The organism is Aeromonas sp. 603607, assembly GCF_049171595.1.
Classification (GTDB): domain Bacteria; phylum Pseudomonadota; class Gammaproteobacteria; order Enterobacterales; family Aeromonadaceae; genus Aeromonas; species Aeromonas veronii.
This window is the reverse complement of the sequence record NZ_JAAKOV010000003.1, coordinates 20,882-37,862: the sequence shown is the minus strand read 5'-3', so window position 1 is coordinate 37,862 and position 16,981 is coordinate 20,882. Positions and strand designations below refer to the sequence as shown.

Annotated in this window: 12 protein-coding genes; 5 read left to right on the top strand and 7 right to left on the bottom strand. The window is 58.0% G+C overall.

The window, feature by feature from the left end; genetic code table 11:
- Positions 1–84 precede the first annotated feature (84 nt).
- The 3 genes from btsR to G5315_RS04525 form a co-directional block, all read right to left on the bottom strand.
- Complete coding sequence (btsR, locus tag G5315_RS04535) at positions 85–789, bottom strand: two-component system response regulator BtsR (protein WP_421332568.1); 705 nt, start codon at positions 787–789, stop codon at positions 85–87.
- Positions 786–2,456 (bottom strand): sensor histidine kinase, encoded by a 1,671-nt coding sequence (locus G5315_RS04530; RefSeq protein ID WP_216954170.1) that lies wholly within the window; start codon positions 2,454–2,456, stop codon positions 786–788. Before G5315_RS04530 ends, btsR begins: the two co-directional genes overlap by 4 nt.
- A 353-nt stretch (positions 2,457–2,809) precedes the next feature.
- Complete coding sequence (locus G5315_RS04525; protein ID WP_216954168.1) at positions 2,810–4,045, bottom strand: HD-GYP domain-containing protein; 1,236 nt, start codon at positions 4,043–4,045, stop codon at positions 2,810–2,812.
- 230 nt (positions 4,046–4,275) lie between these two features.
- Here G5315_RS04525 and G5315_RS04520 point away from each other — a divergent pair, with 230 nt between their 5' ends.
- Positions 4,276–5,892, top strand: coding sequence for a phosphoethanolamine transferase (locus G5315_RS04520; RefSeq protein ID WP_421332567.1), 1,617 nt, complete (start codon positions 4,276–4,278; stop codon positions 5,890–5,892).
- A gap of 72 nt (positions 5,893–5,964) precedes the next feature.
- Here the strand turns inward: G5315_RS04520 and nagC are convergent, their stop codons facing one another.
- Genes nagC through nagB form a run of 3 tightly spaced genes read right to left on the bottom strand, consistent with a single transcriptional unit; the run spans position 5,965 to position 9,139 of the window.
- Positions 5,965–7,179, bottom strand: coding sequence for a DNA-binding transcriptional regulator NagC (gene nagC / locus G5315_RS04515; protein WP_005334312.1), 1,215 nt, complete (start codon positions 7,177–7,179; stop codon positions 5,965–5,967).
- A gap of 4 nt (positions 7,180–7,183) precedes the next feature.
- A complete protein-coding gene (gene nagA / locus G5315_RS04510) occupies positions 7,184–8,329 on the bottom strand; it encodes an N-acetylglucosamine-6-phosphate deacetylase (RefSeq protein WP_111899656.1) in 1,146 nt (381 codons plus the stop codon).
- 9 nt (positions 8,330–8,338) lie between these two features.
- Entirely contained in the window at positions 8,339–9,139 is an 801-nt protein-coding gene (gene nagB / locus G5315_RS04505; protein WP_005334308.1) for a glucosamine-6-phosphate deaminase, read from the bottom strand.
- 273 nt (positions 9,140–9,412) lie between these two features.
- Between nagB and nagE the strand changes: the two genes are divergently transcribed.
- From nagE to glnS, 3 genes are all read left to right on the top strand, one after another.
- Positions 9,413–10,891, top strand: a complete 1,479-nt coding sequence (gene nagE / locus G5315_RS04500; protein ID WP_076492426.1) for an N-acetylglucosamine-specific PTS transporter subunit IIBC — start codon at positions 9,413–9,415, stop codon at positions 10,889–10,891.
- Between the two features lie 121 nt (positions 10,892–11,012).
- Complete coding sequence (locus G5315_RS04495; RefSeq protein ID WP_005334304.1) at positions 11,013–13,676, top strand: beta-N-acetylhexosaminidase; 2,664 nt, start codon at positions 11,013–11,015, stop codon at positions 13,674–13,676.
- Between the two features lie 355 nt (positions 13,677–14,031).
- On the top strand, positions 14,032–15,693 hold the full coding sequence (gene glnS, locus G5315_RS04490) for a glutamine--tRNA ligase (protein WP_216977397.1): 1,662 nt from the start codon (positions 14,032–14,034) through the stop codon (positions 15,691–15,693).
- Positions 15,694–15,809: 116 nt separating this feature from the next.
- Here the strand turns inward: glnS and fur are convergent, their stop codons facing one another.
- A complete protein-coding gene (fur, locus tag G5315_RS04485; protein ID WP_005334301.1) occupies positions 15,810–16,238 on the bottom strand; it encodes a ferric iron uptake transcriptional regulator in 429 nt (142 codons plus the stop codon).
- Positions 16,239–16,479: 241 nt separating this feature from the next.
- Here fur and G5315_RS04480 point away from each other — a divergent pair, with 241 nt between their 5' ends.
- On the top strand, positions 16,480–16,953 hold the full coding sequence (locus G5315_RS04480) for a DUF4442 domain-containing protein (protein WP_005334300.1): 474 nt from the start codon (positions 16,480–16,482) through the stop codon (positions 16,951–16,953).
- Positions 16,954–16,981 lie beyond the last annotated feature (28 nt).

The following is a 16,981-nucleotide window of genomic DNA, read 5'->3' as shown; positions in this document are numbered from 1 at the left end:
GCCTGTCTGGCAGGTGAAACTCCCCGAGCGGCGCTTTGGCGCGCCGAGCGGTCGGCGGCTGTGATCAGGCGCACACTCCGCGGTTCAGTCCAGCCCCAGCTGATCTTTGAGCTCCTTGAGATAGCGACGACTGACCGGCACCCGGGCGCCGCTCGGAGTGACAATCTCTGCCAGCTGGTTATCCAGCAGCCGGATCTCGAAGATGGCGTAGGGAGAGACCAGATATTGGCGGTGGCAGCGCAGCAGCGGGCTCTTCTCCTCAAGTGATTTGAGGGTGAGCTGGGTGTGGAACAGCTCGCCCTGACAGGCCACATGGACCCCGCCCAGATCGGAGAAGGCATACTCCACCTGCTCGACGGGCAGCAGCCTGACCCGGTTGTGCAGATAGCCCGGAATATGTGCGATGGTGGGGGCCAGCCGCTCGATGGGCTGCGGGGAGATATCCTGCTTGAGGCGAGTCAGCGTCTTGGCGAGCCGGGCGGGCTCCACCGGCTTTAGCAGGTAGTCGAAGGCGTTCTCTTCAAAGGCCTGAATGGCATATTCGTCAAAGGCGGTGACAAAGACGATGCGGGGCAGGGGGTCGAGCATGGCGACCAGCTCCATGCCGCTCAGCTTGGGCATCTGGATATCGAGGAACACCACATCAGGCTTGAGGTGCTGAATAAGCGGCAGCGCCTCGATGGCGTTGGCCGCTTCCCCCACGATCTCGATGGCAGGATCGCAGGCCAGCTGCTGCCTCAGCTCTTCGCGGGCGTAGTGTTCGTCATCGACTATCAGAGTGCGGATCATGGTTGCTCCTTGGGGATGGTGAACGACACCCGGGTCCACTGTTCCGGCTCGCACGCAATAGTCACGCCATAGCGCTCGCCAAAGGCGCTTTTCAGTCGCCGGTCTACGATGGTCATGCCCAGACCGTCGCCAGCGGGATGTGCTTGCCAGGTGCCTGCATTATCTTCCACATGGATGGTGACGCTGGTGGGATGCTCATCGGTCCAGAGGCGAATGCGCCCCTGCTCCAGCAGAGTCGAGATGCCGTGCTTGATGGCATTCTCGATCAACGGTTGCAGGGTGAAGCTGGGCAGTCGCAGTGTGGCCAGATGGGGCGGGATCTCGTTTATCACCGTCAGCCGATCGCCAAAACGGGCCAGCTCGATCTCCAGATAGGATTGGCAGTGCTCCTGCTCCTCCTGCAGAGTCGCAAGGCCGCTTTGGCGTTTGAGGTTCTTGCGAAAGAACAGCGACAGATGCAGCAGCAGATCCCGCGCCTTGTCCGGATCGCGCCGGGTGATGGCACTGATGGTGTTGAGGGTGTTGAACAGAAAGTGGGGGTTGATCTGGGCTTGGATCAGCTTGAGTTCGGACTGCACCAGCAGCCGCTGATGCTGCTCCAGCCGACCGGCCAGCAACTGCTGTGACAGCAGGTTGGCAATCCCTTCCCCCAGGGTGTGGTTGATCTTGAGAAACAGCCGCTTCTTCGGCTCGTAGAGCTTGATGGTGCCGATCACCCCCTTGTCCCCCTGCAGCGGGATCACCAGCACCGAGCCCAGCTGGCAGGCGGAGGAGAGGCTGCAGCGATAGGGCTGGCTGTTGCCATCGGCAAACAGCACCTTGTTCTGGGCGATGGCCTGCATGGTGATGGCTGACGCGATGGGGGTGCCCGGCAGATGGTGATCTTCGCCGGTGCCGATAAAGGCGAGGATCTGCTCGGTGTCCGTGATGGCGACCGCCCCAACGCCGGTCTCCTCCTGAATGATGCGGGCAATCTTGTTGCTTGCCTGTGGGGTAAAGCCCTGACTCATGATCCCCACTGTACGGTTGGCGATATTGAGCGCCTTGGCGGAGAAGACCCGGGAGAACTTCTCATACATCCGCTGCTGGTCGCGGATCATGCTGATAAAGAGCGCCGCGCCACAGGAGTTGGCCAGAATCATCGGGGTGGCGATGGTGCGTACCAACAGCAGGGATTTGTCGAACGGGGTCGCCACCAGCAGGATGATGACCATCTGCATGATCTCGGCATAGAGAGTGGTAAAGAAGGCGATGCGTGGTTCAAACAGGGCATCCGTTCGCCCCGAGCGCATCAGTCGCCAGTGCACTATGCCCCCGAGCAACCCCTCGCAGGTGGTGGAGATGGCGCAGGCGAGATCGGTAAATCCCCCCAGCGTATAGCGGTGCAGACCGCCGGTCAGCCCCACCAGAAAGCCCACCAGCGGTCCCCCCAATAATCCCCCCAAGACGGCGCCGACAGCCCGGGTGTTGGCGATGGCATCGTCGATATCTAGGCCCACATAGGTTCCGAGGATGCAAAAACATGAAAATATTATGTATATCAGTACCTTGTGAGGAATCCTCACTGAATAGTTGGCAAGCGGGCGAAGCAGCGGGCTTTTCGAGAAGAGATAGGCGATCACCAGGCTGACGCTCATCTGCTGTAACAAAGAGAGAACCAACTGCATAAAAAACGCGCCTCATCAGCCAGCCTAAAAAACAACCAGCCCGTGAATAAGTGTGATCAAGATCTTGTTCGGTTGGCCCTGCGGGTCGCAACGGACCGCCAGTTTGCCAGAACAAATGGATAAAACTACATTAAATCAGCATGTTAAATTGATATTTGTGTAAGAGGCGACAGATTGCTATTGATGGATAGAGCATGAATGTATCCGTCGGATACGCCACATGGAAGTGGCATGCTCCGCCCGGCCCCCTGGCTGGGCGTTTTTTATACATGATCAGATGGCAACCTGTTGGTGGGGATTCGTGCAATTATTCCGGTTTGTCCAATGAGTTATCCCCAGCTTCTGGGGATAACTCAGAATGCAAAGTAGTAACAGAAGCGGCGGGTCAGATTGAAGAACTGCCGCTGTCCCTCATCCAGCTCCTCCTGTTTGATAAAGGCACTGATGGTGCGTTCATCTTCCCGCAGATCGATCATGGCGACCGCTTCCGGCCGCTGGGCCTTGATATAGGGCAGGATCTTCGGCTTGAGGGGCATGGTGGGTTCGGTAGAGAGTACCAGCGCAATGCTCTCGTCGGAGAGTTTCACCAGGGATCCCGGCGGGTAGACCCCCAGCACCTTGACCAGCAACTTGACCAGATTCTGGTCGAACTTCTTCTGGGATAACTTGTAGAGCTGGCTGATGGCCTGACTCGGTGCCGCCGGCGTGCCGCTGTTGCGGGGATGAAGCAGCTCGTCGTAGAAGTCGACCAGTCCGATCAGCCGCGCCAGCGGCGGGATCTCCCCCCCCTTGATCCCCAGCGGATAACCGCTACCGTCGAGCCGTTCGTGGTGCAGATGGGCTACCTGACGAATTTTGGGCTCAAAGGCATTGAGTTGGTTCAGCATGTCAAATCCGTACTGGGGATGCATCTTGAGGAAGTTCTGCTCAGCCTTGTTTAGCTCACCACGCTTTTGGGTGATCTGGCTGGGAATTTTCAGTTCACCTATATCGTGGATAAGTCCCGCAAGCCCGGTCTCTTCCAGCTCGATGGGATTCATCCCCAGTTCGCGCGCCATCAACATGGCAATGAAAGCCACGTTGAGACTGTGCTGCAGCAGGACATCGGTGTGGGGACTGCGGATCAGGTGGAGCCCGAGGGGGCCCTCGTGCTGACTGAGGGTGAAGGCGGCATTGCGGACGATCTGGGCGGTGTTGGCCAGCCCTTCATCCGGTTTGAGGTTGAGTGCCCCGAGCGCATCGCGCAGCTCGCTCATGGACTGGCCAAAGGCCTTGTCGGCGGCGCGCATGGAGCGGCGAAAGGCTTTTTCGTCAAAAGGGGGCGGGCCGGCATCAATCAGGGACTCCAGCTCTTCGAGATCGGGCCCGGCATCGGGGATATCGCCACGCAACAGTGGCTCGATAGGCAGATCGCTCTTGTCCGGATCCACCATCATCAGGCTCAGATCAAGGTGGCGGATGATATCCAGCTGCTGCTGATCTTTGATTTTGAAGGCATTGAACATAAACGGGTGGTTGGTCCATCCGGTGGGGAGATGGATATAGTGGCCTACCCGCAACTGTTCTATGGAGGCTTGGATCAGTGCCATCGGTTAACCTGCATTTCTGGAATGCCTACTCAACAAGCTAGCAAAATCCGATGGATAGACAACTAAAAATCCATTTCGGGGCTACGGAGCACCCCGTGCTGTGATGGGGCGCACGAGCGCCGTGCTTCTCCTCTTAATTCGCGCTTAAGTTTTACTTCCTACGCTGGCCCCGTCGTTTTTGTTGGCTTGGCCGGCCCGCTGCGCTGCAGGCCGGTATGTAGGAGTTGTTTATGCGTGTAACTCTCGGTGTACTGCAGACCAATCTGTTGCTGGTGCTCTTTTTCGCCCTGGTACTGAACTGGCCAATCTTTTTGCATTTCTATACGGTGCTCAGCGCCCTGACCCATGTCAAAGCCGGATTTGCCATCTCGATCCCGCTGGTGCTGATCGCGGCGCTCAATGCCGTGTTTATTCCCTTCACGTTCCGGTTTGTGCTCAAGCCCTTTTTTACCGTGCTCATTCTGACTGGCTCTATCGTCAGCTACGCCATGCTCAAATACGGCGTCATCTTTGATGTAGGCATGATCCAGAACATAGTGGAGACCAACAGTGGTGAGGCGGGGGCCTATTTGAATGGCTCGGTTGCGCTCTGGTTTCTGCTGACCGGGCTGCTGCCTGTTCTGGTGCTCTGGTCACTGCGGATCCGCTATCCGGCTCGCTGGTATCAGGGGTTGGCGTGGCGGGCAGGTGTATTGGCTATATCTCTGCTGTTTATCGGGGGCGTCGCGGCACTTTACTATCAGGATTACGCCTCGGTCGGTCGCAACAACAAGTCGCTGGCCAAAGAGATTGTGCCTGCCAACTATGTGCACGGCCTCTACAAATATGGGCGGGATGTGCTGTTTGCCACGCCGATCCCCTACCAACACTTGGGGACCGATGCCAGGGTGGTGGCCCGGGGAAGCAAGCCGACTTTGATGTTCCTGGTGGTGGGGGAGACGGCGCGCAGCCAGAACTACTCCCTTAACGGGTATGGCAAGGCAACCAACAGCTTCACGGCCAAAGAGCAGGGGGTGGTGTCGTTCAGGAATGTGCGCTCCTGCGGTACGGCCACCGCCGTCTCGGTGCCCTGCATGTTCTCCAACCTCACGCGCCGTGGCTACGATGACCAGCTTGCCAGCTCCCGTGACGGCCTGCTCGATGTGCTGCAACATGCCGGGGTCTCGGTGTTGTGGAAAGAGAACGATGGCGGCTGCAAAGGGGTGTGCCGCAATGTGCCGACCATCGAGATCCTCCCCAAATCCTATCCTGCGCTCTGTCAGGGGGAGTCTTGCTATGACGAGGTGCTGCTGGAGGGGCTAGATCAACAGATTGCAGGCATGAAGGGCAACAAGCTGGTGGCCTTTCATCTGATGGGCAGCCATGGCCCGACCTATTTCCGTCGTTACCCTGCCAGCGAGCGCGCCTTTATGCCGGACTGCCCGCGTAGCGACATTGAAAACTGCAGCAACGAAGAGCTGGTCAACACCTATGACAACACCATCCGCTACACCGACAAGGTGGTGGGACTGCTGATAGACAAGCTCAAGTCGCTGGAGAGCCAGTACGATGTGGGACTGGTCTATCTCTCCGATCACGGCGAATCCCTCGGGGCCATGGGGCTCTATCTGCACGGCACGCCCTACAAATTTGCGCCGGATGATCAGACCCGGGTGCCGCTGCTGACCTGGTTCTCGCCCCAGTTACAGGCCGATCGCCAGCTTGATATGGGTTGCCTGGCGGCGGAGGCGAGCAGTCAGCGCTTCTCCCATGACAACCTCTTTCACTCCATGCTGGGGATCATGGATGTGCAGACCCGTGTTTACGACAACAAGCTGGATCTGTTCAAGCCATGTCGGGCGGGCTAAACCGCCAGCAAAGCACACAATAGAAAACGGCAGCCACTGGCTGCCGTTTTGTTATCTCGCAAGATCAGAGCCTTACTTCTGCTCCATGATGATCTGCAGCAGATCTCCCTCCAGCAGGGCGCGCTTGACCAGCGCAAAGCCGCCATAGGTCGGCTGGTTCTGGAAGCGGGCTTTCACGATGGGCAGGCCACGGTGGAAGCTCGGCAGGGATTGATGCTCGACACAGCGACGAATTGCCGGGAAGAGGATCTCTTCGGCGGCGGTGATTTCACCGGCGATCAGCACCTTCTGCGGGTTGAACAGGTTGACCGTAATAGCCACCGCTCGTCCCAGATGCTCACCCACGTTCTCGATCACGCTGCGGGCCAGCTCATCACCTGCCAGTGCCGCCTTGCACACCTCCTGAATGGTGATGTGTTTCTCTTGCAGTGCGCTCTGGTGACCGCGGCTGATGAGCTCCTTCACCTTGTCGATGATCGCTTCGTTGGAGGCGATGGTTTCGAGGCAGCCGAAGTTGCCACAGTGGCAGCGCTTGCCGAGCGGCTCGACCTGAATATGGCCGATCTCGCCGACGTTGCGGTTCTGACCGAGGAACACCTGACCCTTGGTGATGATCCCCGAGCCCGTCCCCTGATGGACGCTCACCAGAATGGAGTCCATGCAGTCGCGGGACTCGCCGAAGAAGTGTTCGGCCAGCGCCAGTGAGCGGGTGTCGTTGCCCACATAGCAGGGGAGGTTGAAGTGGTTCTCAAGCAGCTTCGCCAGTCCCAGATTGCGGATCTGGTACTTGGGGGTGTAGATGACCATACCGGATTCCGGGTTGACCAGACCCGGCATGGTCAGCGCGATGCTGATGAGGTTGCGACAACGTTCGCGGTTGGCATCGATAAAGGCGCCAATCTCTCGCAGCAGCATGTCGACTACGGGTTGCTGGTCGATCTCGGTCACCTGAATGACGTGCTGGTCGAGCTCCTTGCCATCGAGGTCATAGAGACTCAGTTGCAGGTAGCCGCGGCCCAGCTTGGCAGAGACAAACTGAAAGCGATGTTTGATGGTGGTCAGGGAGATGGCACGCCGCCCGCCGGTTGAGGCTTGCGGAGAGGTCTCCTTGATCAGGCCATGCTCGATCAGTTGCCGGGTTATTTTGGTCACGCTGGCCGGGGCCAGCTGACTCAACTCGGCAATCTTGACCCGGGAGATGGGGCCTTGCAGGTCGATGAGCCGATACACGGCTGCACTGTTGACCTGCTTGATAAGATCTACGTTTGCTATTTGTCCGCCAGTCATGATGTCACTGTTGTGTGTAGTGTCCGTTAACCACGGTCCCACGGACCGTGAAGTCCTGATCGAAGACAGTGAGGTTGGCTACTTTACCGACCTGGATACTACCGAGACGTGAGTCCCATCCAATGGCGCGAGCGGGGTAGAGGCTGGCCATTCTCAGTGCTTCATCGAGCGGTAATCCGACCTGCTTGACCAGATTTTCCACCCCCTCAATCATGGTGAGGGAGGAACCGCCGAGTGTACCATTCTCGTCGACACACTGACCATCGCGTAAAAAGACGGTGGTGCCACAAAAATCAAATTTCTCAAAGCCTTCCGGCGCTCCGGCTGCCGCGGTGGCATCGGTGACCAGCACCAGTCGCTCCCCCAGCGCCTTGTGAGCCAGACGCACGTTGGCCCAGTGCACATGGTGGCCATCGACGATGATGCCCGCATAGACATCCTTGCGATCGTAGATGGCACCCACGACGCCCGGCTCGCGACCGTTGAGGGTCGGCGTCATGGCGTTGTAGAGGTGGGTCGCAAAGCGAATACCGTTATCGAACCCGGCCATGGCCTGATCGTAACTGGCGGCAGTGTGACCGGCCGAGACCAGAATGCCCGCTTCCACCAGACGGCGGATATGGGCCGGCTCGTTGCGCTCCGGTGCCAGGGTGATCTTGGTGATGGCATCCGCGTTGGCGCAGAAGAAGTCGATCATCTCGTCCGCTGGCTGACGAATTTGCGCGGCAGGGTGGATCCCCTTGCGCTTGAGGTTGGTGTAAGGCCCTTCCAGATGGACGCCCAGCACCTCGTTGGGGTGTGCCGCCATGTAGTCACGGGTCACAGCAACGGCCTGCTTCATGTCCGCATCCGGACTGGTGATCAGGGTCGGCAGGAAGCTGGTGGTACCGGATTTGAGGTTGGCCGCCTGCATGGTTGCCAGGGTCTCGACCGTGATCTCGGTGTTGAACATCACCCCGCCACAGCCGTTGAGCTGCACATCGATAAAACCGGCGGTCAGGTTGGCGCCTCTGAGGTCAATCTGCTCGATGCCCGCAGGCAGTTCGGCCAGGTGAGAGATGGCGACAATCTTGTCGCCCTCGATAAGCACCCCGTAGCCGGTCAGCACGCAGCTGCCGGTGTAGAGGGTGCAGTTGGTCAATGCGTACATGACGACTCCTTACAGACGGCCGATGTTGGCGGCTTCCAGCTGCTGGAAGTAGCGAACGGTCTTGACCTTGAGCTCCATGGTGGAGGGCTCGTCGCACACCATCATTCCCTTCGGATGCAGCTGCAGGGTGGAGATGGTCCACATGTGGTTGACGCTGCCTTCCACGGCGGCCTGCAGGGCCAGTGCCTTGCCGTGACCGGTGACCAGGATCATGATCTCTTCCGCATCCATCAGGGTGCCTACACCCACGGTCAGGGCCAGCTTGGGCACCTGCTCCATGTCGCCACCGAAGAAGCGGGAGTTGGCGATGCGGGTGTCTTCGGTCAGGGTCTTGACCCGGGTGCGGGAGGAGAGGGAAGAGGCCGGCTCGTTGAATGCGATGTGGCCGTCGTTACCCACGCCACCCATGAACAGGTGGATCTTGCCGTAGGACTTGATCTTGTCTTCGTAGCGCTTGCACTCGGCCACCAGATCCTCGGCATTGCCGTTGAGGATGTTGATGTTTTCGGGACGAATGTCGATGTGGCTGAAGAAGTTGTTGTGCATGAAGCTGTGGTAGCTCTCCGGGTGATCTTCCGGCAGGCCGACGTACTCGTCCATGTTGAAGGTGACCACATTCTGGAAGCTCACTTCACCGGCTTTGTGCAACTCGATCAGGCGCTTGTAGGTGTTGAGCGGGGTGCCACCGGTGGGCAGGCCCAGTACGAAAGGGCGATCGCTGGTCGGCTTGAACGCGTTGATGCGGTCAACGATGTAACGAGCAGACCACAGGCCTACTTGGCTGGCAGATTTCAACGGGATCAGGCGCATATGGGATACCTCTGTGTCGGGTTGCGACCGGTTTGGCGGTGGCAATTGGCTAAGACGGATTTAAGTTGTTTTATAGCGTAAATAAAGATTGCGAACTAAGCCACATCTATCCACCACCTTTATCTTGTTTGGGTGATAACGATCACGATTATCGGTTTATTAATTTGCGCAGCGAAATAAAAGCCCTAGACTGCCAATCAAGCCTTGATGGCTTATGCGTCAAACGTGATAAGCACTTAATTTCTAGAAAAACATTAACTAAGGAGAGGAACCGTGAACATTCTCGGTTATTTGCAAAAGATCGGCCGTGCCCTGATGGTGCCGGTAGCGGTATTGCCTGCCGCAGCGATCCTGATGGGGGTTGGCTACTGGATTGACCCGAATGGTTGGGGTGGTGACAGCGCGCTGGCTGCCTTCCTGATTAAGGCGGGCGCAGCCATTATCGATAACATGTCCGTACTGTTCGCAGTCGGTGTCGCTTACGGTATGTCCAAGGATAAAGACGGTTCTGCTGCTCTGGCAGGTCTGGTCGGCTTCCTGGTCGTTACCACCCTGCTGAGCCCGGGCGCTGTGGCCCAGATCAAGAGCATCCCGGTGGAGCAGGTTCCTGCCGCGTTTGCCAAGATCAGCAACCAGTTCGTGGGTATCCTGTGTGGTGTTATCGCCGCTGAGCTGTACAACCGCTTCAGCAGCGTTGAGCTGCACAAGGCACTCTCCTTCTTCTCCGGTCGTCGTCTGGTACCGATCGTAACCTCCGTGGTGATGATCGTTGTATCCTTCATCCTGATGGCCGTATGGCCGGCAATCTACGGTGGTCTGGTCTCCTTCGGTGAGTCCATCGTGAGCTTGGGCTCTACCGGTGCCGGTATCTACGCCTTCTTCAACCGTCTGCTGATCCCGATCGGTCTGCACCACGCCCTGAACTCCGTGTTCTGGTTCAACGTTGCCGGTATCAACGACATCCCGAACTTCCTGGGTGGTCAGGCTACCATCGATGCCGCTCTGGCCGCTGGCAAGAGCCTGGATCAGGTGAAAGGCGTGGTCGGTATGTACCAGGCTGGCTTCTTCCCCATCATGATGTTCGGTCTGCCGGGTGCCGCTCTGGCCATCTACCACTCCGCCAAGAAAGAGAACAAAGAGAAAGTTGCTTCCATCATGATCGCAGCTGCCTTTGCCTCCTTCTTCACCGGTGTTACCGAGCCGCTCGAGTTCTCCTTCATGTTCGTGGCGCCGGTACTGTATGTCATCCACGCCGTACTGACCGGTATCTCCGTGTTCATCGCTGCCTCCATGCAGTGGATGGCCGGTTTCGGTTTCAGTGCCGGTCTGGTGGATATGGTGCTCTCCAGCCGTAACCCGCTGGCGACCAACTGGTACATGCTGATCCCTCAGGGTCTGGTCTTCTTCGGCCTCTACTACACCGTGTTCCGCGTAGTGATTGCCAAGCTGAACCTGAAAACCCCGGGTCGTGAAGATGACGAAGAGACTGCTCCGGCTGCCGCTCAATCTACCAACCGTACCGAGCTGGCCAAGCAATACCTGGAAGTGCTGGGTGGTCAAGAGAACCTGGTCTCCATCGATGCCTGCATCACCCGTCTGCGTCTGACTCTGAAAGACCGCAGCATCGTCGATGAGCGCAAGCTGAAAGCCCTGGGTGCGGCCGGTGTGGTCAAACTCGGTGAGCAGAACCTGCAGGTGATTCTGGGCCCATTGGCCGAAATCATCGCCGGTGAGATGAAAGCCCTGCGTTAATCGAGCGACTCGCTCACCTCAAGTCTAAGTCCATTGTTGACATAACTAAGGGCCCCGCTCAGGGGCCCTATATAAAAAAGCCAAGAAAATCCAACCTTTACTTCAAATGAGAGCAGCAGTTATGAACTTGAAACATTCTCTGTTAGCCATTGCCATGTCTACCGTTTTTGTCAGCCAGGTCCAGGCAGCCGATGCCGCCAAGCAGGCTGTGGTCGACTCCCTCGCCAACAACCTGGTGGTCAAGTATGAAGTGGTCACCAACGACGGTGCAGGTGCCGGCCTCGATTGCCAGGCGCTGGGTTCCGAGTGGGCGAGCTGTGGCGTTGCCAAGCTGCACCTGACCAATACCGGTGCGGACGTCACCTCCAAAGACTGGAGCATCTACGTCTCCTCCATCCGTCGTATCCAGCGTGTGGATAACGACCAGTTCACCATCACTCACCTGACCGGCGATCTCTATCGTTTGACGCCAACCGAGAAGTTCCAGGGCTTTGCCAAGGATGCCACGGTCGAAGTGCCGCTGGTGGTGGAATACTGGGTACTGTTCGAATCTGACATCATGCCGAACTGGTATGTCGCCAGCGAAGGTGCCGAGCCGAAAGTACTGGCCAGCATGAGCAACATCAATGATGCCAGCACCTACGAGAAGCCGATGCCGGCTGATGGCTGGAAGCGTACCAAGGATGACAAGAACATCCTGATGAACAGCGAGACCCGTTTCGCGGCCAACCAGACCAGCACCCTGCTGCCTGCTGGCAAGATTGACAACCAGATCCTGCCGACCCCGATGAAGCAGGTAGTCAAAGCTGGCCCGCAGGTTGACTTCTCCACCATCAAACTCAATGCCCTGGACTTGCCGAGCGATCGCGCCGAGGCTCTGAAGGCTCAACTGACCAAGCTGGGTGTTACCCTCTCCGACACCGGCTACCCGGTGACCATCAAGCTCGGCAGCAAGCTCAAGCAGGCTGAAGGCTATGACATGACCATCGGTCAGAAGGGCACAGTGATCCAGGGTCGCGACATCGATGGCGCCTTCTGGGGGGCACAATCCCTGATCTCCCTGCTGGGTGTTGATGACAAGCTGGTGAGCCCGATGACCGTCGAGGATGCGCCGCGCTTTGAATACCGTGGCATGCAGACCGACGTGGCCCGCCACTTCCGCAGTCTGGATACCATGAAGAAGCTGGTTGACCAGATGTCTGCCATGAAGCTCAACGTGCTGCACCTTGGCCTGACCAACGATGAAGGCTGGCGTCTGGAGATCCCGGGTCTGCCGGAGCTGACCCAGGTCGGTAGCCAGCGTTGCCACGACGAGTCCGAAACCAAGTGCCTGATGCCGCAACTGGGTTCCGGCCCGACCAGCGACAACCAGGGTTCCGGTTTCTACAGCAAGTCTGACTACGTGGATCTGGTGCGTTATGCCAAGGCCCGCGGTGTGACCGTGATCCCCGAGATCAACATGCCGGCCCACGCCCGTGCTGCCGTGGTCTCCATGGAAGCGCGCTACAAGCGTCTGATGGCGGAAGGCAAAGAAGCGGAAGCCAACCAGTTCCGTCTGACTGATCCGGCTGACACCTCCAACGTCACCTCCGTCCAGTTCTACGACAAGATGTCCTTCATCAACCCTTGCCAGCCGGGTGCTGCCACCTTCGTGGCCAAGGTAATGGATGAAGTTGCCCAGATGCACCAGGCCGCCGGTCAGCCGCTGACCGCATGGCACTACGGTGGTGATGAGGCGAAGAACATCATGCAGGGCGGTGGCTATCAGGATCCGGCCGTCACCAAGAAAGAAGAGCTGGTCGCCTGGAAAGGCAACGTCGACTCCAGCAAGCAGGACAAGCCGTTTGGCAAGTCCCCGATGTGCCAGAAGATGATCGACGAAGGCAAGATCAAGGAAGTTGGCGAGCTGCCGGTTTACTTTGCCAAGGAAGTGGGCCAGATGGTCAAAGACCGCGGCTTCTCTACCCTGCAGGCGTGGGAAGATGGTCTGAAGTACGCCAGCGGTGCCAAGGACTTCGCCACCGACAACACCCGTGTCAACTTCTGGGAAACCCTCTACTGGGGTGGCTTCAACGAAGCGATGAAGTGGGCGCACAAGGGTTACCAAGTGGTGCTGTCCAACCCGGATTACCTCTACTTCGACTTCCCGAACGAAGTACACCCGGCCGAGCGTGGCTACTACTGGGCAACCCGTTTCAACGACACGCGCAAGGTGTTTGCCTTCGCCCCGGAAAACCTGCCGCAGAACGCCGAGACCTCGGTTGACCGCGACGGCAACGCCTTCGTGGCCAAGGGTGACCAGGATCCGGTCAAGTTCAAGGGGATCTCCGGTCAGCAGTGGAGTGAAACCGTGCGTACCGATGCTCAGTACGAGTACATGGTCTACCCGCGTATCTTCTCCGTGGCCGAGCGTGCCTGGCACAAAGGTGGCTTCGAGCTGAACTATGTGAAGGGTCGCGAGTTCTCCGGCGAGACCAAGTTCGTCAACAAGGCCACCCTCAACAAAGAGTGGAACCAGTTTGCCAACGTACTGGGTCAGCGCGTGCTGCCGAAACTGGATCAGGCCGGTGTTGAATACCGCCTCTCCGTACCGGGCGCCAAGGTAGTGAACGGTGTGCTGGAAGCGAACGTGGACCTGCCGGGCCTGCCCATCCAGTACAGCCTGGACGGTACCAACTGGAGTGCCTATGACGCAGCGGCCAAGCCGAGCGTGAATGGCAAGGTCTACCTGCGTACCACCAGCTTCGATGGCAAGCGCACCAGCCGCGTCACCGAACTGAACTGATAGCAGTCAACCGTTAACATGAGGTGGGTCGCAAGACCCGCCTTTCCCAAGGGCGATGGCGTATCGGGTTTGGGAAAGGTTGACTGTGCGTGTGAGCCTTTGTTGTGTGTAATTGTCTGTTTTGTGTTTTTCATCACTTTCAGCCCCGCCTTGTGCGGGGCTTTTTTATGCATTTGGTGCGCAATGTGCCAAGCCAAGCCGTTTTTAGTGGCGCAATGGTCGGGAAATGGCCCGGAAGTGCCAAATTCAGGTTGAGACAGCGCCCGTAATAAGGGATCATACCCGGCTTGACGGCGGGGGGATGAGGGTGCCAGCCGGCACAACTTCCGCCAGTGACGCTTTTTTGAGGTGAGCCATGAGTCAGGCGAACAGCCCAACTAACTTTATTCGTCAGATCATTGATGAAGATCTGGCCAGCGGTAAGCACAGCAGCGTGCATACCCGTTTTCCGCCCGAGCCGAACGGTTATCTCCATATCGGCCACGCCAAATCCATCTGCCTGAACTTCGGCATCGCCCGCGACTATCAGGGCCAGTGCAACCTGCGTTTCGATGACACCAACCCGGTGAAGGAAGATATCGAGTACGTAGAGTCCATCAAGCAGGACGTACAGTGGCTCGGCTTCCAGTGGAACGGCGAGATCTGCTACTCCTCCGACTATTTCGACAAGCTGCACGGCTACGCCATCGAGCTGATTGAAAAGGGTCTGGCCTATGTGGACGAGCTGACGCCCGAGCAGATGCGCGAGTACCGTGGCACCCTGACTGAAGCTGGCAAGAACAGCCCGTTCCGCGATCGCAGTGTGGAAGAGAACCTGGCGCTGTTTGCCAAGATGAAGAACGGCGAGTTCGCCGAAGGCACCGCCTGCCTGCGCGCCAAGATCGACATGGCATCCCCCTTCATGGTGATGCGTGATCCGGTTATTTACCGTATCAAGTTTGCCCACCACCACCAGACCGGTGACAAGTGGTGCATCTACCCGATGTATGACTTCACCCACTGCATCTCGGACGCGCTGGAAGGGATCACCCACTCCATCTGCACCCTGGAGTTCCAGGACAACCGTCGTCTGTACGACTGGGTGCTGGACAACATCACCATCGACTGCCACCCCCGTCAGTACGAGTTCTCTCGTCTGAACCTCGAATACACCGTCATGTCCAAGCGCAAGCTGAACCTGCTGGTGACCGAGAAGCACGTCGATGGTTGGGACGACCCGCGCATGCTGACCGTCTCCGGTCTGCGTCGTCGTGGCTACACTCCGGCCTCCATCCGCGAGTTCTGCAAGCGCATCGGCGTCACCAAGCAGGACAACATCGTCGAGATGAGCATGCTGGAAGCCTGCATCCGCGAAGACCTCAACGAGCATGCACCGCGCGCCATGGCCGTGCTGCATCCGGTGAAAGTGGTCATCGAGAACCTGGCTGCCGACGAGGTGCTGACTGCCCCGGCCCACCCGAGCAATGCCGAGATGGGTACCCGCGAGCTGAACTTTACCCGCGAGATCTTCATCGACGAAGCGGACTTCAAAGAAGAGGCGAACAAGCAGTTCAAGCGTCTGGTGCTGGGCAAGGAAGTGCGTCTGCGCAATGCCTATGTGATCAAGGCCGAGCGCATCGAGAAAGATGCCGATGGCAAAGTCACCTGCATCTACTGCTCCTACGATCCCGAGACCCTGGGCAAGGATCCGGCCGATGGCCGCAAGGTGAAAGGGGTGATCCACTGGGTCAGCGCCACTTACTCCCTGCCAGCGGAAGTGCGTCTCTACGACCGTCTGTTCAAGGTACCTAACCCGGGCGCCGAGGATGACTTCGAAGCCGCGCTGAACCCGGAATCCCTGGTGATCATCGAGGGTGCCCGTGTCGAGGCGTCGCTCAAAAACGCCAAGCCGGAGCAGGCTTACCAGTTCGAGCGTGAAGGTTACTTCTGCGCCGACAACAAGCTCTCCAGCCCGGAGCATCTGGTGTTTAACCGCACCGTTGCCCTGCGCGACTCCTGGGGCAAGGTAGAAGGCTAAGCCGATGGGGCAGGGGAGACCCTGCCCTGTGTGCTGCCAGCGGCCTGCGCCGGACAATAAAAAAGCCAGCTGATGCTGGCTTTTTTATTGTCCGTTATCTGCAAGTCGCGGCCGACTTATTCGTCGTGCTTGCACTCACCAGTAGCACAGTGACCGTAGAGGTATAGGCTGTGGTTGGTGAGACGGATATTGAATTTCTTGGCGATCTCGCGCTGGCGCTGTTCGATCACTTCGTCGGAGAACTCGATCACCTTGCCACAGTCGAGGCAAACCAGATGGTCGTGGTGCTCCTGAGTGGCCAGCTCGAATACCGACTTGCCACCTTCGAAGTGGTGACGGGTAACGATACCGGCATCATCAAACTGGTTGAGAACGCGATAGACGGTAGCGAGACCAATCTCTTCACCCAGGTCGATCAGTCGTTTATAGAGATCTTCGGCGCTGGTGTGCTGGCAGTCCGGCTGTTGCAGGATTTCCAGGATTTTGACCCGGGGCAAGGTGATCTTGAGCCCGGCCTTTTTTAACGCTTGGTTGTTGTCTGCCATATTCTACTTATTCGCATTCTCGAAGGTGGGGTTATTCTGATGGACTGCCGCAGGAATGGCAACCTTGAACTCGCTTGGCCTGTCATTATAGGTCGTAGCCTCCCTAAAAATAAACCCAGCAATTCAAGGGGTTTAGCCATAAATGGCCGGTTGGATTGAAATAATCAATCGTGTCGTCCGACTTGCTGGCATGGCAGATGTTGATAAGATGTAACTTTCATATTCTGGTCGGATGAGACCCATGGATTGGCTTTTTGACAATGCGGCCTGGGTGCGCCGCGCACTCAACGCCTGGCCCCCTTTCTGGGGGGCCGGTATCAAGATAGAGACCCTGAGCGATGACTTTCGCTACTGCCGGGTGACCCTCAAATCCCGCTGGTGGAACAAGAACGCCAACCGCACCCAGTTTGGTGGCAGCATGTTTGCCATGACGGACCCCATCTATCCGCTGATGCTGATGGGCTACTTCAAGAATCGCTACTACGTCTGGGACAAGGCGGGCAGCATCAACTACATCAAGCCGGGCAAGGGCAAGCTGGTGGCCGAGTTCAACCTGACCGAGGGCAAGCTGGCCGAAATCGTGGCGGCGACTGAAGGTGGCAACAAGCACTTCCCCGAATTCGAGGTGACGGTACAGGACAAGAGCGGCGAGCTGGTGGCGCAGGTCAAGCGCACCCTCTATGTGCGAGCCAAACCGGAGCACAGAGGTGAATAACAGGGAAGAATAAAGGCAGGCATCGCAA